Source organism: Streptomyces hawaiiensis (assembly GCF_004803895.1).
In the GTDB taxonomy this organism is placed as follows: domain Bacteria; phylum Actinomycetota; class Actinomycetes; order Streptomycetales; family Streptomycetaceae; genus Streptomyces; species Streptomyces hawaiiensis.
Genome location: NZ_CP021978.1, coordinates 8,356,491 through 8,380,900, shown reverse-complemented (window position 1 = coordinate 8,380,900; position 24,410 = coordinate 8,356,491). Strand labels below are relative to the sequence as shown.

The window sequence follows — 24,410 nt, the reverse complement described above, 5'->3', positions numbered from 1 at the left end:
ACCACCATGGCAACGGCGCCTCCCCCTCTCCGTACCACCGTCGGCAACCTGTGCCTCGCGGGTCCGCCCCCGGCTCCTGGGGCGTCTGGTTCCCCGAGGACGAGCAGCAGGTGCCGTACACCCGCTTCCTCGACGAGCTGGTCCAGGCCGGCTACGAGTGGCCGGAGCTCGACGCAACCGGAGATCGAGCGGCTGCTGAACGAGTCGGACAGCCGCTACACCAACCTGTGCCTGGACACCGGGCATGTGGCGTACGGCGGCGGGGACAGCCTTGACCTGATCCGCCGGTTCGGCGAGCGGGTCGGTTACGTCCACATCAAGCAGATGGACCCGGAGATTCTCGCCCAGGTGGCCGCCGAGGACCTGTCGTTCGGTGAGGCCGTGCGGCGCGGGGTGTGCGTGTCGCCGCCCGCCGGAGTGCCCGAGCCGGCCGGCGTGGTCTCCGAACTCGCCCGGCTGGACGCCGAGTTGTTCGTGATCGTCGAGCAGGACCTGTACCCGTGCGCTCCCGAGGTGCCGCTGCCCATCGCGGTCAGCACCCGGCGGCACCTGGCCGGCTGCGGCCTGTCGGGTACCCGGCGCCCGAACTACGACAGGTAAGGAGCGGCCATGGACGTCAGGGACGACGCGACTCCGGCACCCACCCCGGCCACCGTTGTGGCGGACGACGCCCCTGCGGCGGTCTCCCGGCGGCTGCGGGTCATCACCATCATCGCCACGTTCGGTGGTCTCCTCTTCGGCTACGACACCGGCGTCATCAACGGCGCCCTGCCCTACATGACCGAGGACCTCGGCCTGACCCCGGTCACCGAGGGCATGGTCACCAGCTCGCTGCTGCTGGGTGCCGCGCTGGGCGCGGTGACCGGCGGCCGGTTGTCGGACGCGCGAGGCAGGCGGCGCGCCATCCTGCTGCTGGCCGTGCTGTTCTTCATCGGCGCTCTGGGCTGCACGCTCGCCCCGACGACCGCCGTGATGATCGTGGCGCGGTTCGTACTCGGTCTCGCGGTCGGCGGCGCCTCGGTGACCGTGCCGGTGTATCTCGCGGAGGTGTCGCCCGCCGAGCGGCGTGGCGCCCTCGTCACCCGCAACGAGCTGATGATCGTCAGCGGTCAGCTGCTGGCCTTCACGTCCAACGCGATCATCGCGCAGGTCGGCGGCGAGTCGGGCGGTGTGTGGCGCTGGATGCTGGTCATCGCCACACTGCCGGCCGTGGTGCTGTGGTTCGGCATGCTGGTGATGCCGGAGAGCCCGCGCTGGCTGGCCTCCAGGAGCCGCTTCGGCGAGGCCCTCGACGTCCTGAAGCAGGTGCGCTCGCAGGCCCGGGCCGAGGCCGAGCTGAAGGAGGTCACCGCGCTCGCCGTCAGGGACGAGCGGGAGAAGCTCGGCGGCTGGCAGGACATCAAGAACACGCCCTGGCTGCGCAAGCTGATGGGCGTCGGGTTCGGCATCGCGATCGTGCAGCAGATCACCGGCGTGAACACGATCATGTACTACGGCACGCAGATCCTGACCGACGCCGGTTTCGCCGCCGACAGCGCGCTGACGGCGAACATCGCCAACGGTGTGATCTCGGTGCTGGCCACCTTCGTCGGCATCTGGCTGCTGGGCCGGGTCCCGCGCCGCCCGATGCTGATGACCGGTCAGGTGGGGACGACCGCCGCCCTGCTGCTGATCGGTGTCCTCTCGCTGGTGCTGCCCTCCGGGGACCCGCGGGCGTTCGCGGTGCTCGCCATGACGGTCACGTTCCTCGCCTTCCAGCAGGGCGCGATCTCGCCGGTGACCTGGCTGATGCTGTCGGAGATCTTCCCGATGCGGATGCGCGGCTTCGGCATGGGGGTGGCGGCCGTGGTGCTGTGGCTGACCAACTTCGCGATCGGGCTGGTCTTCCCGTCCCTGGTCTCCGGGATCGGGATCTCCAACACCTTCTTCCTGTTCGTGGTGGCGGGCTTGCTGTCCCTCACCTTCGTGAAGCTGTACGTCCCCGAGACCAAGGGCCGCACGCTCGAGACCCTCGAGGCCGAGCTCCGGACGCGTTTCTCCTGACCACCTTCCGAGGAGTTTCACCATGACCGTACGTGTAGGCGTCATCGGCGCCGGAATGATCGGCCAGGACCACATCCGGCGGCTCACCGAGGTCGTCACCGGCGCCGCTGTCACGGCCGTGGCCGACGTGGACGCCGAGCGCGCCGCCGAGGTGGCCGCCAGGGTCGGTGCCACCGCGCTGCCCACCGGCGCGGACCTGGTCGCCTCCGGTGACGTGGACGCCGTCCTCGTCACCTCCTGGGGGCCCACCACGCCGAGCACGTCCTGAACGCTATCGCCGCCGGCAAGCCGGTGTTCTGCGAGAAGCCGCTGGCCACGACCGCCGAGGACTGTCTGCGGATCGTCGAGGCCGAGCGGGCGCACGGCCGCCGTCTGGTGCAGGTCGGTTTCATGCGCCGCTTCGACGCCGGCTACCGCCAGATGAAGGAGGTCCTGGCGACCGGTTCGCTCGGGGCTCCGCTGCTCGTGCACTGCGCACACCGCAACCCGGCCGTGCCGGAGTCGTACCACTCCGCCATGGCCGCCCAGGACACGGCCGTGCACGAGATCGACGTGCTGCGCTGGCTGCTGGACGACGAGATCGTCTCCGCCCAGGTGGTCACCCCGCGCGCCACGAGCAAGCGCTTCGCGCACCTGAGGGACCCCCAGATCATGATCTTCGAGACGGCCTCGGGTGTCCGGATCGACCTGGAGGTCTTCGTCAACTGCCAGTACGGCTACGACATCCAGTGCGAGGTCGTCGGCGAGGACGGGCTGGTCCGGCTGCCCGACCCGGCGGCCGTCGGGATCCGCACCGCCGCCCGGCACGGCACGGGCGTGCCGCAGGACTGGAAGGACCGGTTCGCGGAGGCTTTCGACACCGAGTTCCGCGAGTGGGTCGCCTCCGTGGCGGCCGGCACCGAGCCCACCGGCCCGTCCTCCTGGGACGGTTACGCCGCCACCGTCATCACCGACGCCGCCGTTCGGTCCCTGGAGGCCGGCGGCGAGACCGTGACCACCGACATGAAGCCCCGGCCCGCGTTCTACGGAGGCACCGCGTGAAGATCGCCCTCGACCCGTACATGTTCCGCGCCCTGCCGCTCGACGAGATGGTTCGCACGGTCGCCGAACTCGGCTACGAGTACATCGAGTTGTCGCCGCGCGAGGACTTCATGCCGTTCTTCCTGCACCCGCGTGCGGACGACGCGCGGGTGGCTGAGCTGAAGAGCGCGCTGCGCACGCACGGTGTCCAGCTGTCCTCGGTGCTGCCGCTGTACAAGTGGTCCGCGCCGGACGAGACCGAGCGGCAGGCGGCCGTCCGCTACTGGAAGCGGATGATCGAGATCACCGCCGACCTCGAATGCCCGCTGATGAACTCGGAGTTCAACGGCCGCCCCGAGCACGCCGCCGAGAGCGAGGCCGCCTTCTGGCGCTCGCTGGAGGAGCTGGCGCCGGTCTTCGAGCGGGAGGGCATCGCCCTCAACCTGGAGGCCCACCCGGACGACTTCTGCGAGGAGAACACCCCGGCCGTCGATCTCGTCCGCGCGATCAACAAGCCGTGGGTGAACTACCTCTACTGCGCGCCGCACACCTTCCACCTCTCGGGCGCCGACCCGACGGCGGACATCGCGGCGATGATGCGCTACGCCGGTGACAAGCTCCAGCACGTGCACATCGCGGACTCCTTCAACCACAAGGGCTCCAGCGGCCTGCGCTACATCCTCAACCCGCCGGGCACCCCGGCCCGGATCCACCAGCACCTCGACATCGGCCAGGGCGAGGTCGACTGGGACGCCTTCTTCGGCACCCTGCGCGAGCTGGGCTTCGACGGGGTCGCCACGGCCTGTGTCTTCGCCTGGGAGGAGCGGGCCCGTCAGTCGTCGGCGTTCATGCTGGACCGCATCCGCAAGGAGCTGGCCGCCTAGGGCTGCTGCCCGGGCCCGGGCGGGGCGTCAGGAGCTCGTGAGGATCACGAGCTCCCGCGTGGCCCGGGTCATCGCCACATAGTGGTCGACGGCGCCCTCGACGCCGTCGCCGAAGTCCTCCGGGTCGACGAGGACGACCAGGTCGAACTCCAGCCCCTTCGACAGCTCCGGGGTGAGCGACCGGACGCGGGGCGAGGCGGGCCGGAACCCGGGATCGCCGATCACACAGGCGATCCCGTCGGCGTGTCCGGCCAGCCAGGTGTCGAGGATCGACGTCAGCTCCGCGGCGGACCCGTGGCGGACGGGGACGCCACCGCTGCGGATCGACGTCGGCACGTTGGCGTCCGGCAATGCGGCCCGGATGACCGGCTCGGCCTGCGCCATGATCTCCTCGGGGGTCCGGTAGTTGATGCTCAGGGAGGCCATGTCGATCCGGTCCAGCCCGATCCGCTCCAGCCGTTCCCGCCACGACTCCGTGAACCCGTGCCGGGCCTGGGCGCGGTCCCCGACGATGGTGAAGCTGCGCGACGGGCAGCGCACCAGCAGCATCTGCCATTCCGCGTCGGTCAGTTCCTGCGCCTCGTCCACGACGATGTGCACGAACGGCCCGGCGAGCCGGTCCGGGTCGGCGGTGGGCAGGGCACTGACGTCGACCAGCGAGTTGCGCATGTCCTGCCCGTGCAGCATGACCAGCACGCCTTCGCCGTCGTCGTAGCTGTGGGCCTGAAGCAGGTTGTCGATGACGTCGGCCATGCCCGCCTGCTGGGCGGCGACGGCGGCCTCCTGCCGGCGCTTGCGCCGTGAGGCCTCCGGGTCGCCGAGCCGCTGGCGTGCCGCGTCCAGCAGCGGCAGGTCGGACACCGTCCAGGCCTGGGGTTCCTCGCGTTGCAGCGTGCGCACCTCGTCGCGGCTGAGCCAGGGCGCGCACATCCGCAGGTAGGCGGGCACGGACCAGAGGTCCCCTACGAGGTCGGTCGCTTCGAGCAGCGGCCAGGCGCGGTGGAAGGCCGTGAGCAGCTCCCGGTCCCGCGACAGCGCCTTGCGGAGCAGGTCGTCCGGGGCGTCGCCCTCGTGCTTGTCCACGAGGATCGTCAGCAGCTCCTCCCAGACCTGGTCACGTGCCTCGTTGTGGGGCGTGCCGGGTTCCGCCGCCTCGAACGCCACGGCCCAGTCCCCGGCGCTCAGGCGGATGTCGGACCAGTGGGTCGTGACCGTCATCGGCTCGGTGGGCGGCTCCTCGTAGAACCGGACGGCTTTCTCGATCGCCCGCACCATGTCCGCGGACGACTTCAGGCGGGCCGCCTCCGGGTCGGTTTCGGCCCCCGCGGTGGCGCCTTCGTCGACGAGGTCGCGCAGGATGCAGGTCTGCACGCCCTCCTCGCCGAGGCCGGGCAGGACGTCGGAGACGTAGGACAGGTAGGGCCGGTGCGGGCCGACGAAGAGCACGCCGCCCCGGCGGTGCTGCCCGAGGCGGGGGTCGGAGTAGAGGAGGTAGGCGGAGCGGTGCAGGGCGACGACGGTCTTGCCGGTGCCCGGGCCGCCGTCGACGACGAGGGCACCGCGGGAACCGGCGCGGACGATGGCGTCCTGGTCGGCCTGGATGGTGCCGAGCACGTCCCGCATGCGGGGCGAGCGGTTGGTGCCGAGGCTGGCGATGAAGGCGGACTGGTCGTCGAGCGCGGCGTGCCCGTCGAACCCGTCCGCGGTGAACACCTCGTCCCAGTAGTCGCCGACCCGGCCGCCGGTCCAGCGGTACCTGCGGCGGCTCGCCAGGCCCATCGGGTTGCCGTGGGTGGCGCCGAAGAACGGCTCGGCGGCCGGGGAACGCCAGTCGACCAGCAGCCGACGCCCCTCGCTGTCCGTCAGGCCGAGCCGTCCCACGTACACGGGCTCGGAGTCGTCCGCGCCGACCATGTGCCCGAGGCACAGGTCGAGTCCGAAGCGGCGCAGGGCGCGCAGGCGCGCGGTCAGCCGGTAGATCTCGGCATCCCGGTCCATGGCCTGCCTGCCCTTGCCGCCGGGTGCCCTGCGCGCGGTCTCCAGACGGTCGGACAGTTCGGTGATGGACTGCTCCAGGCAGTCGGCGATGGCGGCGAAGTGCTGCTCGTCCCCGGCGATCAGCGCCGGGGCGGCCTTGTGCGCGAGGCGGTCGGGAAGATCGAACGCGCTCGTGGTCGCAGGGGTCACGTCATGCTCCCGTTTCCGCAGGTCCTGGGCCTAGGCCGGACAGTCTGCGGCAGATGGGGGGCCTTGCCGCAAGGCCCCCCGTGGGCTATAACTTGAGACAGGCAAGGAGAGCGCTCCTTGCCTTTCTTGTTGTCCGCCGGCTGTTTCCGTGTGGCACGCTCTTCGTCCTGGCAGCGTGGAGAGGCGGCGGCATGCGCATAGGACTGCTCGGCACCGGACCCTGGGCACAGATGGCCCACGCACCCGCGTTGAGCGGGCACGAGGAGCTGGACTTCGCGGGTGTGTGGGGCCGTCGCCCCGAAGCCGCGAAGGAACTGGCGGAGCGGCACGCTGTCCGCGCCTACGACGACGCCGACGAGCTGTTCGCCGACGTGGACGCGGTCGCCGTGGCGCTGCCGCCCGAGGTGCAGGCCTCACTGGCCGCCCGGGCGGCGCGGGCCGGGTGTCATCTGCTGCTCGACAAGCCGCTCGCGCCGACGGTGGAGCAGGGGCGGGCCGTGGTCGAGGCCGCCGAGGAGGCCGGTGTCGCCTCGGTCGTGTTCTTCACGACCCGCTTCCAGCCCGTGCCGGCGGCATGGATCGCCGAGCAGGCGGCGGTGCCGGGCTGGTTCACGGGGCGCGCCGAGTGGCTCGGGGCGGTGTTCACCGGCGAGAGCCCCTTCGCGACGCCGTGGCGGCGGGAGAAGGGCGCCCTGTGGGACGTCGGCCCGCACGCCCTGTCCGTGCTGCTGCCGGTCCTAGGCGACGTGCGGCGCGTGACGGCGGCGGCCTACGGCCCCGGGGACACGGCGCATGTCGTCCTCGACCACACCGGTGGCGCGTCGAGCACCCTCACTCTGAGCCTGACGGCACCGCCCGCCGCGGCCGGTGCCGCTGTGGAGCTGCGTGGGGAGTCCGGGGTCGCGGCGCTGCCGGACAGCGCCGACGGGGCGGTGCCCGCGCTGAAGCGGGCTGCGGACGCGCTGCTCGACGCCGCCCGGACCGGCCGCCCGCACGCCTGCGACGCGGCGTTCGGCCTCCGGGTGACGGAGATCCTCACGGCGGCCGAGGACCTGCTGAACAACGGGTCCTAGACACCCCCTGGTCCTCGTCGAAGGGCTCGTCGCTCCAGCGGAACCAGGCCCTCTCGCCGTCGATGTGCAGGAGGAACTCGGGGACGGGGCCGTCCGGGGAGGAGAGGGAGACATGGCGTCTGATGTCGGCGTACGCAGCCTCCCACTCCTCCCGGTGGGCCCTCGTCGTCCCGTTCGGTCAGGGCGAGTTCGCGGGCGAACAGGTCCCGGACGGCGGCGAACCCGGGGCCCGGGGTGAAGCGGCCCGAGAGCCACGGGAAGTCGGCGTCGTCGATCCGGATCTCCCCGACCGGTTCCCCGGCCCCGTGCACCTGTCAGACGTCGCCCTCGAACCCCACGGCCCCTCCGTCTCCCGCCCGCGGTCACTGCCCCGGACAGCCTGCCACCCGGGCGGGGACGGCCCGCTCCTACACCGGTTCGAAGTTGAGCCGCTCCTTCACCACCGGGAAGCCGGCCTTCGCGAAGTTCGCCGCCATCGGGAAGTTGCCCTGATCCGTCGCCGCGGCGACGAACTCCGCCCCCTGCTCGACGAGGAAGTGGGCGCACTCGGCCAGGAGGTCGTAGGCGTAGCCGTGTCCGCGGTGTTCCGGCAGGACGCCGATGAAAGCGATGCAGGGACCCGTCGGATTGTGGGCCGGGATGTGGATGCCGGCCATGTCGCCCTGCGCTGTGTACGCGACCTGCCACCACTCGCGCGGCGACGGGCACCAGTGGAAGAAGTCGAGTTCCTCGCGGGCCGCCCGGTCGAGTCCGCCCTGCTCGATGGCTTTGAGCGCGTGGGCGTCCAGGGTGACGGAGTGGATACGGCGCAGCGCGTCGAAGAACACGGCGTCGTCCGGTTCGGCACGGAACTCCAGGCGTCCCGGCCGCTCGGGCAGGCCGCGGCCGGGAGTCCAGCGGTACACGAGGCGTTCGACCAGGAGGTCGTAGCCGGCCTTCCGGGCGGCGGTGAAACGGGTTTCGGCGGCGGCGCGCAGGGCCGGTTCGTCGCGCCAGCCGGCGGGCAGGTTCAGCTCCAGTTCGACCTGCCAGGGGGCGGAGCGCAGGAGGGCGGCACCCGCTTCCTCCTCGCCTTCGGCCACGTCGAACCAGTTGAGGCTGACGGGCTCGGGGTCGTCGGGGCCGCCCCACCAGGCGCCGCGGGCGACGACACGGCCGTCGCGCAGGGCCACCCGCTTCCAGTCGGGGCGGTGCCGGGTCAGCCGGTGGCCCTCACGGGCGCCCAGCGGGTCGGGCAGTGTGTCGAAGAGATCGGCGTCGCTCGTGTCGAGCACGCGGATGACCACATCGGTCATGGGATGTCCTCCGGGACGGATGCTGCTCAGAGCGCTCCCGGTCGGTCAGTCGAGGCACGCCGGCACAACGGGGAGGGAGCGCGGAAATGGTGAGAACTGCACGGCTCTGCCCTCCTTCCGCTGGTATCGGGGCGTGGTGCGGCACACGCTACGGGACCCGCCGGCTGGCCGTCCACCGGTTTTCCGGCGCGGCTCAGAGGGCCGGCTGGACGGCCCGCGACTCGTCGACGGGCCCTTTGAGGGGGGCCCGCTCGGGCATCCGGCCGGCGCTGACGCCCTTCTCGCCGGGCCCACGGCCGCCCGTGGCGGTGCGGGCCCGGCGTGCGGCGGCCGGTCGGGCGTAGCAGCGTGGTGGTGTGAGCAGTGTGCGCGGCCGGCTGGCGCGCCGGGACCCGGACCGGCGGGGCTGGCTGCGCGGCGCACCGCCGCCCGGCTGGGCCCGGGTGCTGCCGTCGGCCCTGCTGGCGGGGGTGTGCGCGGCGGAGCTGATCAGCCCGGAGCCGCTCGACATCGGCTTCCTGCTGGGCGCCATCCCGCCGCTGGCCGTGCTGGCGCACGGCCCGGTGGCGACGGCGGTGCTCGGAACGCTGGCGGTGCTCGTGCTGACCGTCCCGGTCTTCAACCTGAACGATCCCGGCAGTACCGATGTCCTGACCGTGTGCTTCGTCTCGGTGCTGAGCGTGCTGCTGTCGTACGTCCGCAGCAGTCGGGACGCCCAGCTGGTCACCGAGCGGGCCGTCGCCGAGGCCGCGCAGCGGGCCGTGGTGCCGCCGCTGCCGGAGCGGGTCGGGCCGGTGCGGTGTGCGGGCCTGTACCGGGCCGCGCAAAGCGGGACGCTGGTGGGCGGTGACTTCTTCGACGTACGGGCGGGCCCCTACGGCGTACGGGCCGTCATGGGCGATGTGCAGGGGCACGGGCTGTCGGCCGTGGCCACCGTCGCGTCGTTGCTGGGGGCGTTCCGGGAGGCGGCGCTGGACCAGCCGGACCCGGAGGCGGTGGCGGCCCGGCTCGACCGGAGGCTGGCGGTGGACTCGGCGGGCGAGCCGCACGCCGAGCTGTTCGCGACGGCGGTGCTGCTCGACTTCTCCGCCGACGCCCGGGCCGTGCGGATCGTGGCGTGCGGGCAGGCCGGGCCGATGCTGCTGCGTGACGGCCGGGCCGTCGAGCTGGACGTCGAACCGTGCACGCCGCTCGGTCTGGGCCTCGCCGAGGCCACCCCTCCCCGGGTCGTCTCGGTGCCGCTGAGGGCCGGAGACCGGCTCTTCCTCGCCTCCGACGGCGTGACCGAGGCCAGGGACGCCGCCGGGGCCTTCTACCCCTTGGCCGAACGGCTGCCGGGCCTCGCCGCCGAGGACCCGGTCACGCTGGCCGAGCGGGTCTGGACCGACCTCGTCCGGCACTGCCCGGACGTACAGGACGACGTCACGATGCTGGTGCTCGCGCCGCGTCCGGGGGACGGGCCGTGACACAAGCGGCCGGCGGCGGGGCCGTGCGACCGGTACGTCGGTCCTTGATCTCGCACTCGTTGCCGAACGCGGGGTTGAGCAGACCGATCACGTTGATCGAGTTGCCGCAGACGTTGGCGTTGATGTCGACCGGGATCTGGATGACGTTGCCGGAGAGGAAGCCGGGGCCGTCGGTGGCGATACCGACGGGGCCGTCGTTCGCGCTCGCCGTACCGGCGAAGGGCGGCAGGGCGGCACAGGCCAGGCCGACCGCGGCAGTCACACGTGTGCGCATGGGCAAAGCTCTCGTCGGTCGCCGGGACATGGCCGGGTCCGCGCGCTCCGGATGCACGCCGCGCTCGCGCGGGGAATGGTGATATCGGACCCGTTTTTCAGCACCGGGGCCGCACCAGCGATCCGGACCCTAGGAGCAGAGAACATGTCGACGTCAGAGCCCACCGCATCCCGGCCGCCCGAGGACCGGGCCACCCCGGACCGCCTGCTCCACGCCCGTACCGGCACCGACGTGTCGCCGGAGGACCTCGTCCTCGCCTCGGGCAAGGACCTCACCCCGCACAACCTCGAGTGGGCCAAGCGCAAGCTGGCGGCGGAGGGACCCGCCGCCCTGGAGAAGCTGCTGCCTTAGCCGAACCCGCCGAACCCCCTCGGCGTACCGGGGCCACCGGCCCGGCGCGGATGCGTCCGGGTCCGGTGGCCTCCGGTAGGTCAGCCCGTGGGTCACACCCTGCCGTCGTCCTCGGGCAGGGCGTTGTCGTCCTCCACCACGTGTACGGCGGCCTCCTCCGCGCCGGCCGCTCCGCCGTCGATGCCGACGTCGGTCGCGACGGTCTCCTTCGTCGTGTCGGCGTGGGCGCCCTCGTCCGGGGCGACCAGGCGGCCGGCGCGAGCGGTGCCCGCCTCGGGGTCCACCGGTTCGCCGTCGCTGTCGGGGGTGTCGCCCACCCCGTCACCGGCGGGCTCGGCGGACACGTCGGGGACCTCCTGGGCCAGCCGTTCGTCGAGGGTCTCGCCCTCGTGCTGCTCGGCCGCGGTGGTGCCGCGCTTGGTGACGCCGAGGGGCTTCTCCGGCGGGGAGTAGCCCTCGTCGAGGGTGTCGTCGTAGGTCCGTTCGTCGACGGCGTCCTGCAGGTCCAGCGGCGCGGCGTCCTCCTGCTCCTCGTTGGTCCCGGTGGGCTGGTACACGTCGTCCGCCATCGGTTCGGGGCGCATCGGTTCCGTGCCCATCACTCCTGCCTCCTTGTCGCGCTGCGTCGACTGGTTGGTCTCTGCTGTCCGTTCCGCGTTTCCCGTTACGCGGGCTCTAACCTCGGCGGATGCCCCCGGCCGGGAGGCCGCCCGAACGTCCTGCGGACCAACAGGAGTTAAAACCCAGGGCGGCCCCGGACATTACTCACCGGTCAAGCTTGAAAGCTCAACGAGTGGGGCTATCATCACTCGCACACACGGTGTGACCGGCTGCCGACGCGGCGGCAGCACGGGTATCCGCCACCCCTTTTCTCATCGCCCCCGGGCCCGAGGCCACCCTCCTCCGTCCGGCGGCGAGCTCCACCCCCCACCCCCCGACGCCGGGACGGCCTGCCCGCCTCCGGTCGTGCACAAGTGAAAGCAGCGCATCCATGAGCTACAGCAGGGGCAGAGGGCTGCAGGCCAATGTCCTCAGCACGTTCGACACCGTGGTGATGGCGGTCGCCGGCAGCGCACCGGCGTATTCGCTGGCCGCGACCACCGCCGTCCTGGTCGGCACGGTGGGGCTGGCCAGCCCGGCCGCCCTGCTGTACTGCGCGATACCCATGCTGGGCATCGCGCTGGCGTTCAGCTACCTCGGCCGGATCGACGTCAACGCGGGTGCCAGCTACTCGTGGGTGGGGCGCACGCTCCACCCCTTCCTGGGCTTCATCAGCGGCTGGGCGCTGGTGATCTCGGCGACCATCTTCATGGTGGCCGGTTCGCTGCCCGCCGGATCGATGACGCTGGCGCTCTTCGACGACGGACTCGCGGACAACACCGCGCTGTCCACCGTGGTCGGCGCGGCCTGGTTCCTCATCATGCTGTGCGTGGTGCTCGGCGGCGCCCGGCTCACGGTCCGGGCCCAGCTGATCATGTCCGGCGTCGAGCTGGCCATCCTGGCCCTGTTCGCGGTGCTCGCCTTCTTCCACACGGGCAACGCCCGCGCCTTCGACTGGTCCTGGCTGGGCTTCTCCCACTTCGACGGCATGGCCGGTTTCGCGTCGGGCGCGCTCATCGCCGCGTTCTACTACTGGGGCTGGGACGTCACCAGCAATCTCAGCGAGGAGACCCGCAACAGCCGCCGCACGACGGGCCTCGCGGGCCTGATCGGGGTGGGCATCGTCTTCCTGCTGTTCATGGTCTTCACGATCGCGGTGAACGTGATCCTGTCCGCGAAGCAGATCGAGGAGAACGACGCGAACGTGCTGGCGGTGCTCGGCGAGGAGATCTGGCCGGGCTGGGGCGGCAAGCTGTTGATCGTGGCCGTGATGCTGTCGACGATCGCCACGCTGGAGACGACGCTGATCCAGGTCACGCGCTCGCTGTTCGCGATGGGCCGGGACCGTACGATGCCGTCGGCGCTGGGCCGGGTGCACCGCCGGTGGAACACGCCCTGGGTGGCGATCGTGGTGGTGGGGGCGGTGGCGCTGGTGATGTTCATCGCCTCCAACGCCCTGGGCTCGGTGGGCGAGATCCTCTCCGACGCCATCTCGGCGATCGGGCTGCAGATCGCGGTCTACTACGGTCTGGCGGGGCTCGCGGTGGTCGTCGCGTACCGGAAGATGCTGCTGAAGTCCCCGTCCAACTTCCTCTTCGGCGGCCTGTGGCCGTTGTGCGGCGCCCTGTTCATGTTCTGGGTGTTCGTGGAGTCGCTGGGCGAGCTGAGCAGCGCCGCGATCACGATCGGCATCGGCGGTCTCGCGATCGGACTGGTCCCGATGCTCTGGTACTGGAGGCAGGGCAGCGACTACTACCGGCCCGCGAAGCTGGACGCCTCGCGCGCGGTCGAGACGGACTACGTCCCCGACGAACAGGACGCGCACGCCCGCGTCCACGAGGGTCTCTCCACCGACTTCTGAGGAGAACCCGATGGCGCGAGGCAGTCTCAGACGTGGTTTCACTCCCGACTTCGACCCCGACTGCGGGGACAGCGACCTCACCTCCGCCCGCCAGGACGTCGTGATCGGCCGCTGGCAGGGGCTGCGGGACCTGCTGGGCGCCACCGGCCGCGACTGGGCGGCCCGAGGGCACCGGATCCGGCAGCTCGCGCAGGTGTGCGCGGGCAGTTCGACGGTGGAGACCTGGCTCTCCGCGGACGCCCACAGCGCCGACGCGCTGGTGCTGCGGGCGGCGACGGAGACGGCCCGCACCTTCAACGTGGCCATAGCGGCGGGGCGGGGCGTGCCGATCGACCAGCACCGCGTGGACGCCGCGGTGCTGGCCTGCCTGACGGCGGCGGAGGCGTATCCGGAGGATCCGACGCCGTGGGTGTCGCTGATCTCGGTGGCGCGCCTGTACCCGTCGGGGGTGCGCCGGCAGGAACTGGGGCGCTGGTGGGACGAGTTGCACGGGCGCGACCCGTACAGCGTCGAGGGGCACCTGCAGGTCCTGCACTACTACTCGGCGCGCTGGCACGGCACGCACGGCCTGATGTACGACTTCGCCCGGGACGCGGCCGGGGTGGCACCGCCCGGCTGTCCGCTGCCGGTGCTGGTGCAGTACGCCCGGGTCGAGGAGTACCGCTTCGCCCTGGACGCGGCCCGGGGCAGGCACTCCGCCGTGGGGCTCTCGCAGCACTGGAACCACGACGGCGCGGCGAGCGACCTGCGGCGGACCTGGCAGCGCTGGGTCATGAGCCGGACGGAGAGCACGATCGCGCCCGCCGAACTCCGCGACTTCAACTACCTGGCCCACGCGGCCTGCTCCGCCGGCGCCACGGACATCGCGGGCGTTCTGCTGGGCATGCTGGGCCCCCGCGCGACCCAGACCCCGTGGTCGTACACGGGCGATGCGGAGAGGCAGATCGTCAAGTGGCGCAAGGAGCTGCGGCCGGGGACGTGAGCGCCCGCTAGGAGCTGCGCGGCCCGGCCAGGTCCCCCGACCACTTCTCCTCGATGCGACCGACCCTCCACACCACCAGCGCCACCACCCAGGTGGCGAAGAACAGGGCGACGACCACGTAGCCGAGGATGTTGAGGTCGAGGCCGGAGATCCAGTCCCAGAAGGGGCCGTGCAGGTCCAGCTGCTCGGCGAGAAGGCCGAGGAGTTCGACGGTGCCGATGAGGAGGGCCACGGCGACGGACAGGCCGGTGATGGTGAGGTTGTAGTAGACCTTGCGGACGGGCTTGGAGAAGGCCCAGCCGTACGCGAAGTTCATGAACGAGCCGTCGATGGTGTCCAGGAGGCACATCCCCGCGGCGAACAGGACGGGCAGGCACAGGATCGCGTACCAGGGCAGTCCGGAGGCGGCGCCGGAACCCGCCAGGACGAGCAGGGCGATCTCGGTGGCGGTGTCGAAGCCGAGGCCGAACAGCAGGCCCAGCGGGTACATGTGCCAGGGCTTGGACACCGACTTCATGACACGGCCCAGCAGGCGGTTCATGAAGCCGCGGTTGTTCAGCTGTTCCTCCAGGGCGGCCTCGTCGTAGCGGCCCGCGCGCATGGCGCGGAACACCTTCCAGATGCCGGCCAGGATGACGAGGTTGAGGCCCGCGATGAGATAGAGGAACGCCCCGGAGACGGTCGTGCCGATCAGGCCGGTGACGTCGTGCAGCGCGGAGCCGTCGTCGCGGACCGGCCCGGCCAGGGTCTTCACGCCGAGAGTGAGCAGGAAGGCCAGGACGAAGACGACGCTGGAGTGGCCGAGGGAGAACCAGAAGCCGACCGACAGCGGCCGCTGTCCCTCCCCCATGAGCTTGCGGGTGGTGTTGTCGATGGCGGCGATGTGGTCGGCGTCGAAGGCGTGCCGCATGCCCAGCGTGTACGCGGTGACCCCGATGCCGACGCCGAAGGTCTGCGCGCCGATGGCGTGGTGCTCGGGGGCGACGATCGCGACGAGGGTGAACCAGCCGATCACGTGCAGGGCCAGGATGAAGGCCGCCATCCCCCCGACCCTGGTCCACTCCCGCCGCGTCATGGAGGTACGGACGCGGTGCCAGGCCGTGCGCTGGGCCCGGGCCGGGGCGGGGAGGGGCGGAGTGGACTCAGGGGCGGCCGTCATCGGGGGGCAGGTCTTTCTGTCGGACGGACGGCTGCGATGAACAGCCTCGTGCCATCCTGCGGTACCTGCAAGTCATGTGCAGTAAAGCCCGTGACAGGTCTTGTCCATGGAACCGAAAACTCCGCCGGGCCGACGGTCCTTCCGGCCGGGTGTCACACCTCGGCGTTCGGTCCGTCCGGCCGGGTGTGCCGCTGCTCGACCGTCTCGCGACTGAGCTCCTCCGTCTCCCCCTCCGCCAGCCGCTCGAAGCCGTCCTCGGTGATGACCGAGACGATCGGGTAGATGCGGCGGGTGAGGTCGGGTCCGCCGGTCGCGGAGTCGTCGTCCGCCGCGTCGTACAGCGCCTGCAGGGCGGTCAGGGCCGCCTCGCGGCGGGACATGCCCGGGCGGTACAGCTTCTTCAGCGCGCCCCGGGCGTAGGGCGATCCGGAGCCCTCGGCGTGGAAGCCGGACTTCTCGTAGCGGCCGCCGACGACGTCGAAGGAGAAGATCCGGCCCCGTGCGCCCTCGGGGGCCGCGGGGTCGTAGCCCGCGAGCAGCGGGACGACCGCCAGGCCCTGCATGGCCTGGCCCAGGTTGTTCCGGATCATGGTGGCCAGCCGGGTCGCCTTGGCGGCGAGGGTCATGGGGATGCCCTCGATCTTCTCGAAGTGCGCCAGCTCGACCTGATACAGCTTCACCATGTCCACCGCGAGCCCGACCGTGCCCGCGAAGGCGACCGCGCAGTGGTCGTCGGCGGGGTGCACCTTCTCCAGGTCGCGCTGGGCGATCAGGTTGCCCATCGTCGCCCGCCGGTCGCCCGCGATCAGCACGCCGTCCCGGTAGGTGAGGGCCAGCACGGTCGTGCCGTGCGGGGCGCCCTCCGCGCGGACACCGTCCGCAAGGACGCGCCGGGTGCTCAGCAGCTCCGGGCGGTGGGCTTCCAGGAACTCCGTGAAGGACGAGGAGCCAGGAGTGAAGAACTCCTCCCCCAGCCTGCCCCCGTGGTCGCTCGCCGTCATCCGGTTCCCCCCTCGATCGTGACCGTCAACCGACTCCTACCTGAGCTGGGCGGGCGGGAAACGCGATCTGAGGCGTCAGGAGCCCGGTGCGACGCGGACGTCCAGGTCCGAGATCCGGTGGACGGGCCAGGAGCGGGCGTAGCGGGGCGGGATGGCGCCGGCCGGTGCGAGGTGGGCGACCGGGAGACGGTCCGCGGTGCGCAGGATGCCGGCCACGGTGATGTTCTCGTTGTTTCCGGACGTCGCCCCCGAGGAGCAACCGGTGTAGTAGCCGATGGGGATGGCCTCGTGACCGGTGAGCAGGCAGGGCGGGCGGACGCCGAGCCGGTGCAGGGCGTCGGCGGTGCGGCCCCAGTCGCGGCGGCTCTCGGTGTTGCGGGACACGGCGCCGTGCAGAACGGCGAGCTGCGCCGCGAGATGCCCGGCCAGGCAGAGCGCGACGAGTGTGGCGGCCATCGGGCGCCAGGCTCCGCCCGGCCTTCTGACCAGGTGCCACAGGGCGTCGGCGACCGGGATCGCGAGCAGCGCGTAGGCCGGCTGGAGGAAGCGCGGGGCCGCGTAGCCGATCATGAAGAGGTACGGCAGCGCGGCCGTGGCGGCGCAGGCCAGCGGGACCAGGGTCCGTCCCAGGCGCCCGGCCCGGGTCGCGACGACCAGCCCGAGACCGGCCAGGGCGGGGAGGGCGAACCACCAGAGAGTGACCAGCGGGTGGGGCATCGGCCCGGTGCACGGCCGGCACAGGGCCCGTCCGCCCAGGCTGCGCAGCTGGTCGTCGACGGCGATCTGCCAGCCCAGTCCACCCTGGATCCGGGAGGCCTCCGCCAGCCGCTCCCCCAGACCGCCGTGGCCGGCGTACGCCTCGATCACCCAGGGCACGGCGCCCGCCGCGAGTCCCGCCGCGAGCACGAGGAGGATGCGCCAGTGGCGGCGCACCAGGGCCAGGACGAGCAGCGGCACGGCCACGTAGACCGCGTCGGTGGGACGCATCCACGCCATGAGAGCGGCACCGGCCGCGATGCCCCACAGGACCGCCCGGGCAGAACGTTCCGCCCGGGCCCGCAGGAAGCAGCCGACGCTGATCAGGGCGCCGATCGCGACCCAGTAGTTGGGCATGGCCTGCGGACCGTAGAAGAGGGTCAGCCACAGGGACGCGAAGAGGGCCCCGCCGACGACCAGGACGCGGGTCGGGAACAGGCCGCGCCAGGAGCGCAGGGCCAGATAGAGGGCGAGGCCGGACAGCAGGGCGAGGTAGACGCGCAGCAGCGGGACGGACGACGACCAGGACGCGACGGGCGCGGCCAGCAGCGAGACACCGCGGGAGCGGGGAGCGCTGAAGAAGGCCGCGGGGTGGTGGGAGGTGACCTGGCTGACGTAGACGATCTCGTCCCAGCCGAGGCCGAGCACGGGCCGGACGAGGACGAGCTGCGCGAGGGTGAAGACGGCGGCCAGCACGGCGAGCGGCCGGCTGCCGCGCCCCGCGATGCCGGCGCGCGGCCCGGCCGCCTCTTCGCGTCTTCGCCTTCGGACGAGGATGGCGTTCGCGCCATCAGGCATGTTCCGCCCCTTACCCCGATGATCGGAAAACACGATCAAGCTAACCCGCGGGGCGGGGGTATGCAGGGCGGAACTCGGCCAAGTGCATGACCCGGGGGCGTGGGTCAGCGGGCGTTCGGGGCCCGGTGCGGGGGCTGGCTCGGGGCCGGACGGTGGGTCAGCTCCGGAACGGGCCGGGAGACGGGGGCGTCCTCGCTCACCGTCAGCTCACTCCCGTGGTGACGGATACTCAGGGGCTGACCGGAGTTCAGGGTGTACGTGGCCTGGTCGGCGGTCAGTTCCACGCGCAGGCACCGGCCGAGGAAGCCCACCGTGAAGGCGAGCCGGCTGTACCGCTCGGGCAGCCGGGGCGCGAACCGCAGCGTGCCGTCGGTGCACCGCATGCCGCCGAACCCGGCGACCAGCGCCATCCAGGTACCGGCCAGCGAGGCGATGTGCAGTCCGTCGCGGGTGTTGTGCTCCAGGTCTCCGAGGTCCATCAGCGCGGCCTCGGCCGTGTAGTCGCCGGCCAGGTCGAGATGGCCGGCCCGGGCGGCCATGACGGCCTGGACGCAGGCGGACAGGGAGGAGTCGCGGACGGTCAGCGGCTCGTAGTAGGCGAAGTTTCGGGCGATCTGCTCCTCGTCGAAGTACTCCTCGAAGAAGCTGCCGCAGGTGTACATCGCCAGCACCAGGTCCGCCTGCTTGATGACCTGCTTGCGGTACAGGTCGAAGTAGGGGAAGTGGAGCATCAGGGGGTACTGGTCCGGGCGGGTGCGGTCGAAGTCCCAGCGCTGGTAGCGGGTGAAACCGGCGTGCTGCTCGTGCACGCCGAGTTCCTCGTTGAAGGGGACGTTCATGGCCTCGGCGGCGTCCCGCCAGGCGGCGCGCTCCTCCTCGTCGGCGCCGAGCCGCGCGGCCTCGTCGGGGTGGCGTTTGCAGGCGTCGGCGGCGGCCAGCAGGTTCGCCCGGGCCATGAGGTTGGTGTAGGTGTTGTCGTCGGCGATGGCGCTGTACTCGTCCGGTCCGGTGACGCCGTCGATGTGGAAGGTGCCCCGGTCGTCGTGGTGGCCGAGGGAGCGCCACAGGCGGGCCGTCTCCACCAGCAGCTCCACGCCGACCTCGCGTTCGAAGGTCTCGTCGCCGGTGACGGCCACGTACCGCACGACGGCGTCGGCGATGTCGGCGCCCACGTGGAAGGCGGCCGTGCCGGCCGGCCAGTAGGCGGAGCCCTCCGAGCCCTCGATGGTGCGCCAGGGGAACGCGGCGCCGCGCAGGCCGAGCTGGGCGGCGCGTTCCCGGGCGGCGGGCAGGGTGTCCAGGCGCCAGCGCAGGGCCTCGGCGGCGGACTTCGGCGCGGTGTAGGTCAGCAGCGGCAGCACGAACGCCTCGGTGTCCCAGAAGGCGTGGCCGTCGTAGCCGGAGCCGGTGAGTCCCTTGGCGGGGATGGCGCGCTGTTCGGCGCGGGCGCCGGCCTGGAGGACGTGGAAGAGGGCGAAGCGGACGGCCTGCTGGATCTCCTCGTCGCCGTCGATCTCGACGTCGGCGCGCGCCCAGAAGTCGTCGAGGTAGTCCCGCTGATCCTCCAGGAGTCCCTGCCAGCCGCTGTGCCCGGCCGCCGCGAGGGCCGCCTCGACCTGGTCGCTCATGGCGGGCCGGGAGCGGACGCCGGACCAGCCGTGCGCGACCAGCTTCTCCACGCGCAGCCGCTCGCCCGGCTCCAGGACGGAGGTGATGGTCAGCCGGGCCACGTCCACGTTGGACTCGCTGCTGGTGGTGGTCCGTTCGGGGCCGTTGACGGTGTGGTCGGCGGCCACGGCGACCCTGAGGCCGCTGCGGCGGGTGCGGTGGACCAGGCGCAGCCGGCTGCCCTTGGCGAGGTCCTCCTCGGGTTCCAGCGGCGACTTCAGCGCCTTGGCGGCGCGCGGGTCGCCGTCCGGCTCGGGCAGGCTCTCGTTGGTGACGAGTTCCGACTGGACGACCACGCGGGTGCGGCTGTCGACGGGCTCCACCTCGTACGCGACGGCGGCTATCGCGCGCTGGGTGAGGGACACCAGGCGTGTGGAGCGCACCCGGACGGTGGAGCCGGCCGGGGAGGTCCATTCACAGACCCGCTCCAGGACGCCCCGCCGCAGGTCGAGGGTCCGCTCGTGGGTGACGAGCCGCCCGTAGCGCAGGTCGAACGGTTCGTCGTCGACGAGGAGGCGCAGCACCTTGCCGTTGGTGACGTTGATCGAGGTCTGGCCGGACTCCGGGTAGCCGTAGCCGGCCTCGGCGTACGGCAGCGGGTGCAGTTCGTGGACGCCGTTGAGGTAGGAGCCGGGCAGGCCGTGCGGTTCGCCCTCGTCGAGGTTGCCGCGCCAGCCGATGTGGCCGTTGGACAGGGCGAAGACGGACTCGCTCTGCGCCAGGACGTCGAGGTTGAGTGCCGTCTCGCGTACGGCCCAGGGCTCGACGCTGTACGCCCGCTGTGTGATCACTGCGTGTCCCCCAGTTCGGCGAGGTCCCGCACCACGATGTCGGCGCCGTGCCGGTACAGCGCGTCGGTCTGTCCGACCCGGTCGACTCCGACGACGTACCCGAAGCGGCCCGCGCGGCCCGCGTCCATGCCGGCCAGGGCGTCCTCGAAGACGGCCGCTTCGGACGGCTCGACACCGAGGTCCTCGGCGGCGGCGAGGAACGTGTCGGGCTGCGGCTTGCCGGGCAGCTTGCGCTCGGCGGCGACGACGCCGTCGATGCGTACGTCGAAGAAGTGCTCGGCGCCGATCGAGCGGAGCACGTCACGGCAGTTGGCGCTGGAGGAGACGATCGCGGTGCTCAGTCCGTGCGCGCGGACCGCCTCCAGATAGCGCAGGGTGCCGTCGTAGGCCTCGACGCCGTCGGTGCGGATCTTCTCCAGGACCAGCTCGTTCTTGCGGCTGCCCAGTCCGTGCACCGTCTCGGCCCCCGGTGGGTCGTCCGGAGCGCCGTCGGGCAGGTCGATGCCGCGGGACGCGAGGAAGGTGCGCACCCCGTCGGCGCGTGGACGACCGTCGACGTACTCGTCGTAGTCCGCGTCGGTGAACGGCCGGAAGTCCGCGCCGTCGCGCTCGCGCAGGAAGGCGTCGAACATCTCCTTCCAGGCGGCCGCGTGCACGACGGCCGTCTTGGTGACGACACCGTCGAGGTCGAAGAGACAGGCGTGGATGTCTGCGGGAAGACCGAGCTGCGTCATACAGGACCGGTTCCCACCCGGCGATGTTCCAGTGAGTGGCGCACGCCACATGTCAGGGAGCGCGAGGGGGTGCGGGGGGGGCGCACGGCGCTCCAGTCCTGACCCGGGTGGCAGACTCTCCTTGTGCCGCCCACCTTCGACGACCTCGTCCACCGCGCCCGGGCCCTCCCCCAGGGCGGCGGGCGCGCGATCCTCGGCATCACGGGCAGCCCCGGCGCGGGCAAATCGACGCTCGCCGAGCACCTGGTGCGGGAGTTGAACGGCACCGGTGAACCCTGGGTCGCGCACGTCCCCATGGACGGCTTCCACCTCGCCGACGCCGAACTGGAGCGCCTCGGCCGCCGGGACCGCAAGGGCGCACCCGACACGTTCGACGCGGCCGGGTACGCGGCCCTGCTGCGGCGGCTGCGCGACGAACCCGGTGACGTCGTCTACGCCCCCGGCTTCGAACGTGTCCTGGAGCAGCCCATCGCGGGCGCGATCGGGGTGCCTCCGACGGCCCGTCTGGTCATCACCGAGGGCAACTACCTGCTCCTGACCACCGGCGCCTGGCACCGCGTCCGTCCCCTTCTCGACGAAGTGTGGTTCTGCGAGCTGCCCGAGAGCGAACGCGTCCGCCGACTCGTCGCCCGCCACGAGCGGTTCGGCAAGGCACACGAAGAAGCGGTGGCATGGGTGTCCCGCTCGGACGAGCGCAACGCCGAACTGGTCGCGAGGACCCGGGGGCGGGCGGACCTGGTGGTGCCGGAGTCCGGGCTGCCGCACGGCACCGCGTGAACAAGGCGCACGGCCTGGCGTGGCCGCGCCCCTAAGGTGCCTGCATGGGCTTGGACATCACGGTGCTGGCGGTCGACTGGGAGCAGCTCGAAAGGACGCCGTTCGAGCAGAGGTACGCGCTGCTGGAGGACGCCGCGCTCCCTGAGGACGAGCTCGACCCGGACGCGGAGCCGCAGGAGGGCTGGGTGTGGCCGACCGCGCCGCTCCCATGGTGCGGCAGGTACGAGTTCCGCAGCACCAGCGGCTCCTACAAGCCGCACTTCTGGGCAGGGCAGGCCTGGGAGGACGTACGGGGGCACGCCGGCCAGGAGACGCGTGAGCACCTGGACGCGTTCCTGCGGGAACTGATCTGGGACGACGGCACCGAGGACGGTACGGTCCCCGGCCTGTTCGCCGGGGACCCCGATCCCCGGCGCCCCCGACTGCTGCTCGCCTGCCCGCCGCCGACCGTCTCGGCCCTGGCCGGCCACTGGGCACGGGTGGAGCCTTCGCTGGAGAGCCTGCGCAAGCCCTTCGCCGCGCATCCCACACGTCCCGGGCGGTGGATCGAGAACTTCGACGAGTTCTCGGCGCTGCTGCGGGAGTGGGGCGCGGTGGTGACCGGGACGGATCGGCGAGGGTGGGGGCTGGTCGGCCTGCCGTTGTGAGGCCCGGGAACGCCGTGCCTGCCGGCCGCGGGCGCGCGGCTCGGGGTACGGCAAGGCCCTCCTCGCGACCCTCGCCGCGACCTGCCGGCGAAGCGGCGAGTCCCTTGCGGAACTCGCCACTCGGGCACCGGAGGTCGTGGACCCGGCCTGCGGCGGGTGAGCCGCTGTCAGGGGGACAGCGTCAGTTCCGGTTCGCCGTTCGCGTCGCCCGCTGCCTCGCCGATCAGCGCCGTGAACGCCTCGGTGCGGACCCTGAGGGCCGTCCCCACCCGCTCGAACACGGGCGCGAACGTGTCCGCGCCCGGGCCGTAGCGGACCGCGAAGACATGCAGGTCCTCGGGGGCGCCGGGGGCCGGTTCCGCCTCCAGGGCCGTGGAGGCGACCAGGTGGCGCCAGCCCTCGTCGGGGTTGCCGTAGCCGCGTGGGTCGGCGGCCAGGGTGAAGGCGGCCTGCTCCTGGGTGACGGGTGAGCGGGCGTCGAAGTGGTGCGGGTCGTCCGGGGCCGGGTGGGTCAGGCGCAGGTCACCGGCCGATGTCATCCGGGGTGCGGCGGTCCTGCGGACCCGGTCGCCGTCGTCGGCGGCGTACGGCAGGCCGGCGAGCAGGTACGGCGTGCCCGGGAGGCGTTCGACCGCGACCGTCGTCCACAGGGTCGTGCCGTCGGTGACGTACAGGGACTGGACGTGGCGCAGGACGTGGTCGCGGCCCACCACCGGCGTGGTGACCAGCTTCGCCCTCAGGCCTTCCGTCACCACGTCCCGTACGCGGATCTCGCCCATCGGGCGGCACAGCAGAAAGCCGTCCGTGACGGGGCCGAAGCCGTGCTGGCGGTTGACGGCGGCCGGCAGGTAGTACGTGCCCGCCGCCTCGACCAGGGACGGGGTCATGCGGGTGTCGAAGGCCACCGACACCGATCCCGCGCGGAGCTGGTGGCGGGCCGGTGCCGTCGAGGGGTCGCGGTGCCAGCGCGTGGTGTCCTGGATCTGCCAGACCAGCATCCACGCGAAGTGGCCGTCGACCCCGCCGTCGGCTTTGCGCGCATAGCGCTCCCAGCGGCTGTCGCCCCGGTAGCGGCCCAGGTCGGAGCCGATGCGGGCGCCGAAGTAGCGCAGGCCCAGCACCGACTCGAAGGCGGAGTGCTGCTCGCTGTAGCGGGGGCCGCCGTTGTCGAAGCCGCCGCCCGTGAGGCGGGCGTCGAGGTAGCGGGCGAGCGCGTCGCCGTCCTCGGCGAAGATCTCCGCACCGCTGACGCGGTGGGCCTGGGCGAGGAAGGACAGGGAGATCGGGCCGTAGTTGTTGTCGTAGGCGCCGCCGTGCTCGGGGGGCAGGAGAGCGCCGCGGTCGGCGACCCGGTGGGCGCGGATCTCGTCCTCGTAGAGCCGCAGGGCCTCCCGCCGCACCGGGTCGCCCTCGGCGGGCGGGAGGTGCCGGGCCAGCATCAGGCCGCCGACGACACAGCCGATCGCCTGGTTGCCGGCCTCCTGCGGGTTGAAGAACGTCACCTCCGTCAGCCAGCGCCAGTAGCCGTGCGCCACCTCGACGAGCCGGGTGCGCTGCGCGTCGTCGACGAGGCCGTCGGCCGCGTCCAGGACGTTGACCGCCTGGAGCAGGGCCCACACCGTGCTCGGCCAGTCGCCGATGGGGTGCGCGCCGGCCGCCAGGGTGTAACGGGCGTACGGCAGGCCGGAGTCGCGCACCCGCAGGTTGGGGTAGCCGGGGTTGTCCTCGGTGTACACCCGCTGGGCCAGGTGGAAGGCGAGGCTGCGGCGCACCGCGTCGGGCAGCCGCGGGTCCTTGCCCCGCTGCCAGGCGAGGGCCAGCAGCGAGGTGATGCCGAGGGACGTGTCGCCGATGTCGTCGACACAGTCGGGGTGCTCGAGACTGCCCTCCGGCGTCATGCGGGCCAGGGCCTGCTCGGTGACGTCGGCGAGGACGGCGTCGTACGCCTCCGGGGTGTCCGGGAGGTCGTGCAACGGGCCTCGCTGGTGGGGGAGGTGCACGGGTGGATCAGCCCTTCATGCCTGAGGTGGCCATGCCGTGGGT

General features: G+C 72.2%; 19 protein-coding genes and 3 pseudogenes. 11 read left to right on the top strand and 11 right to left on the bottom strand.

Annotation, left to right across the window (positions count from 1 at the left end):
• Positions 1–6 precede the first annotated feature (6 nt).
• From CEB94_RS38015 to CEB94_RS38000, 4 genes and pseudogenes are all read left to right on the top strand, one after another.
• A pseudogene (locus CEB94_RS38015) lies at positions 7–600 on the top strand (TIM barrel protein).
• Between the two features lie 9 nt (positions 601–609).
• Positions 610–2,043: a sugar porter family MFS transporter gene (locus CEB94_RS38010; protein ID WP_175436476.1), complete on the top strand. Its 1,434-nt coding sequence runs from the start codon at positions 610–612 to the stop codon at positions 2,041–2,043.
• A 22-nt stretch (positions 2,044–2,065) separates the two neighbouring features.
• Positions 2,066–3,084: pseudogene (locus CEB94_RS38005) on the top strand (Gfo/Idh/MocA family protein).
• Entirely contained in the window at positions 3,081–3,947 is an 867-nt protein-coding gene (locus CEB94_RS38000) for a sugar phosphate isomerase/epimerase family protein (RefSeq protein WP_175436475.1), read from the top strand. The pseudogene CEB94_RS38005 and the gene CEB94_RS38000 overlap by 4 nt, the downstream one beginning before the upstream one ends.
• Before the next feature lie 27 nt (positions 3,948–3,974).
• Here CEB94_RS38000 and helR read toward each other — a convergent pair whose 3' ends face one another.
• Complete coding sequence (gene helR / locus CEB94_RS37995) at positions 3,975–6,134, bottom strand: RNA polymerase recycling motor ATPase HelR (protein ID WP_175436474.1); 2,160 nt, start codon at positions 6,132–6,134, stop codon at positions 3,975–3,977.
• A 191-nt stretch (positions 6,135–6,325) separates the two neighbouring features.
• Here helR and CEB94_RS37990 point away from each other — a divergent pair, with 191 nt between their 5' ends.
• On the top strand, positions 6,326–7,207 hold the full coding sequence (locus CEB94_RS37990) for a Gfo/Idh/MocA family protein (RefSeq protein ID WP_175436473.1): 882 nt from the start codon (positions 6,326–6,328) through the stop codon (positions 7,205–7,207).
• On the opposite strand, the pseudogene CEB94_RS41385 reads toward CEB94_RS37990, so the two are convergent.
• Positions 7,170–7,518 (bottom strand): annotated as a pseudogene (locus tag CEB94_RS41385) (hypothetical protein). The gene CEB94_RS37990 and the pseudogene CEB94_RS41385 overlap by 38 nt on opposite strands.
• Before the next feature lie 96 nt (positions 7,519–7,614).
• Positions 7,615–8,502, bottom strand: a complete 888-nt coding sequence (locus CEB94_RS37985; protein WP_175436472.1) for a GNAT family N-acetyltransferase — start codon at positions 8,500–8,502, stop codon at positions 7,615–7,617.
• A 356-nt stretch (positions 8,503–8,858) separates the two neighbouring features.
• Here CEB94_RS37985 and CEB94_RS37980 point away from each other — a divergent pair, with 356 nt between their 5' ends.
• The gene (locus CEB94_RS37980) at positions 8,859–9,968 is read left to right on the top strand and encodes a PP2C family protein-serine/threonine phosphatase (RefSeq protein ID WP_246112040.1); all 1,110 of its coding nucleotides are present in this window, start codon (positions 8,859–8,861) and stop codon (positions 9,966–9,968) included.
• On the opposite strand, the gene CEB94_RS37975 is transcribed toward CEB94_RS37980, so the two are convergent.
• The gene (locus CEB94_RS37975; RefSeq protein WP_175436471.1) at positions 9,925–10,242 is read right to left on the bottom strand and encodes a chaplin; all 318 of its coding nucleotides are present in this window, start codon (positions 10,240–10,242) and stop codon (positions 9,925–9,927) included. The two genes, CEB94_RS37980 and CEB94_RS37975, sit on opposite strands and share 44 nt — an antisense overlap.
• 144 nt (positions 10,243–10,386) lie before the next feature.
• Between CEB94_RS37975 and CEB94_RS37970 the strand changes: the two genes are divergently transcribed.
• Complete coding sequence (locus tag CEB94_RS37970) at positions 10,387–10,593, top strand: hypothetical protein (RefSeq protein WP_175436470.1); 207 nt, start codon at positions 10,387–10,389, stop codon at positions 10,591–10,593.
• A gap of 92 nt (positions 10,594–10,685) precedes the next feature.
• Here the strand turns inward: CEB94_RS37970 and CEB94_RS37965 are convergent, their stop codons facing one another.
• Positions 10,686–11,177, bottom strand: coding sequence for a DUF5709 domain-containing protein (locus CEB94_RS37965; RefSeq protein ID WP_175437339.1), 492 nt, complete (start codon positions 11,175–11,177; stop codon positions 10,686–10,688).
• Positions 11,178–11,584: 407 nt separating this feature from the next.
• Here CEB94_RS37965 and CEB94_RS37960 point away from each other — a divergent pair, with 407 nt between their 5' ends.
• Positions 11,585–13,054 (top strand): APC family permease, encoded by a 1,470-nt coding sequence (locus tag CEB94_RS37960; protein WP_175436469.1) that lies wholly within the window; start codon positions 11,585–11,587, stop codon positions 13,052–13,054.
• A 10-nt stretch (positions 13,055–13,064) separates the two neighbouring features.
• Entirely contained in the window at positions 13,065–14,036 is a 972-nt protein-coding gene (locus tag CEB94_RS37955) for a hypothetical protein (protein ID WP_175436468.1), read from the top strand.
• Between the two features lie 7 nt (positions 14,037–14,043).
• Here CEB94_RS37955 and nicT read toward each other — a convergent pair whose 3' ends face one another.
• The 5 genes from nicT to CEB94_RS37930 form a co-directional block, all read right to left on the bottom strand.
• Positions 14,044–15,195, bottom strand: a complete 1,152-nt coding sequence (nicT, locus tag CEB94_RS37950) for a Nickel transporter NicT (RefSeq protein ID WP_175436467.1) — start codon at positions 15,193–15,195, stop codon at positions 14,044–14,046.
• Positions 15,196–15,347: 152 nt separating this feature from the next.
• Entirely contained in the window at positions 15,348–16,196 is an 849-nt protein-coding gene (gene prcB, locus CEB94_RS37945; RefSeq protein ID WP_175436466.1) for a proteasome subunit beta, read from the bottom strand.
• Between the two features lie 75 nt (positions 16,197–16,271).
• Positions 16,272–17,750 carry a hypothetical protein gene (locus CEB94_RS37940; RefSeq protein ID WP_175436465.1) on the bottom strand — a complete coding sequence of 493 codons (1,479 nt, stop codon included), beginning with the start codon at positions 17,748–17,750 and terminating at the stop codon, positions 16,272–16,274.
• A gap of 104 nt (positions 17,751–17,854) precedes the next feature.
• Positions 17,855–20,209 (bottom strand): glycoside hydrolase family 65 protein, encoded by a 2,355-nt coding sequence (locus tag CEB94_RS37935; protein WP_175436464.1) that lies wholly within the window; start codon positions 20,207–20,209, stop codon positions 17,855–17,857.
• The gene (locus tag CEB94_RS37930) at positions 20,206–20,943 is read right to left on the bottom strand and encodes a beta-phosphoglucomutase family hydrolase (RefSeq protein WP_175436463.1); all 738 of its coding nucleotides are present in this window, start codon (positions 20,941–20,943) and stop codon (positions 20,206–20,208) included. Before CEB94_RS37930 ends, CEB94_RS37935 begins: the two co-directional genes overlap by 4 nt.
• Positions 20,944–21,066: 123 nt before the next feature.
• Here CEB94_RS37930 and CEB94_RS37925 point away from each other — a divergent pair, with 123 nt between their 5' ends.
• Together CEB94_RS37925 and CEB94_RS37920 are read left to right on the top strand one after the other, a co-directional pair.
• Positions 21,067–21,720 (top strand): nucleoside/nucleotide kinase family protein, encoded by a 654-nt coding sequence (locus tag CEB94_RS37925; RefSeq protein ID WP_175436462.1) that lies wholly within the window; start codon positions 21,067–21,069, stop codon positions 21,718–21,720.
• Between the two features lie 44 nt (positions 21,721–21,764).
• The gene (locus CEB94_RS37920; RefSeq protein ID WP_175436461.1) at positions 21,765–22,367 is read left to right on the top strand and encodes a hypothetical protein; all 603 of its coding nucleotides are present in this window, start codon (positions 21,765–21,767) and stop codon (positions 22,365–22,367) included.
• 167 nt (positions 22,368–22,534) lie between these two features.
• Here CEB94_RS37920 and CEB94_RS37915 read toward each other — a convergent pair whose 3' ends face one another.
• Positions 22,535–24,367, bottom strand: coding sequence for a hypothetical protein (locus tag CEB94_RS37915; RefSeq protein ID WP_175436460.1), 1,833 nt, complete (start codon positions 24,365–24,367; stop codon positions 22,535–22,537).
• Positions 24,368–24,410: the final 43 nt, after the last annotated feature.

Excerpts from the sequence above, each read along its gene's own strand:
- CEB94_RS37985 (WP_175436472.1), bottom strand. The coding sequence starts at position 8,502 with ATGACCGATGTGGTCATCCGCGTGCTCGACACGAGCGACGCCGATCTC.
- CEB94_RS37965 (WP_175437339.1), bottom strand. The coding sequence starts at position 11,177 with ATGCGCCCCGAACCGATGGCGGACGACGTGTACCAGCCCACCGGGACC.
- CEB94_RS37930 (WP_175436463.1), bottom strand. The coding sequence starts at position 20,943 with ATGACGCAGCTCGGTCTTCCCGCAGACATCCACGCCTGTCTCTTCGAC.
- CEB94_RS37920 (WP_175436461.1), top strand. The coding sequence starts at position 21,765 with ATGGGCTTGGACATCACGGTGCTGGCGGTCGACTGGGAGCAGCTCGAA.
- CEB94_RS37940 (WP_175436465.1), bottom strand. The coding sequence starts at position 17,750 with ATGCCTGATGGCGCGAACGCCATCCTCGTCCGAAGGCGAAGACGCGAA.
- CEB94_RS37975 (WP_175436471.1), bottom strand. The coding sequence starts at position 10,242 with ATGCGCACACGTGTGACTGCCGCGGTCGGCCTGGCCTGTGCCGCCCTG.
- CEB94_RS37955 (WP_175436468.1), top strand. The coding sequence starts at position 13,065 with ATGGCGCGAGGCAGTCTCAGACGTGGTTTCACTCCCGACTTCGACCCC.
- prcB (WP_175436466.1), bottom strand. The coding sequence starts at position 16,196 with ATGACGGCGAGCGACCACGGGGGCAGGCTGGGGGAGGAGTTCTTCACT.
- CEB94_RS37970 (WP_175436470.1), top strand. The coding sequence starts at position 10,387 with ATGTCGACGTCAGAGCCCACCGCATCCCGGCCGCCCGAGGACCGGGCC.
- CEB94_RS37990 (WP_175436473.1), top strand. The coding sequence starts at position 6,326 with ATGCGCATAGGACTGCTCGGCACCGGACCCTGGGCACAGATGGCCCAC.
- CEB94_RS38010 (WP_175436476.1), top strand. The coding sequence starts at position 610 with ATGGACGTCAGGGACGACGCGACTCCGGCACCCACCCCGGCCACCGTT.
- CEB94_RS37960 (WP_175436469.1), top strand. The coding sequence starts at position 11,585 with ATGAGCTACAGCAGGGGCAGAGGGCTGCAGGCCAATGTCCTCAGCACG.
- nicT (WP_175436467.1), bottom strand. The coding sequence starts at position 15,195 with ATGACGGCCGCCCCTGAGTCCACTCCGCCCCTCCCCGCCCCGGCCCGG.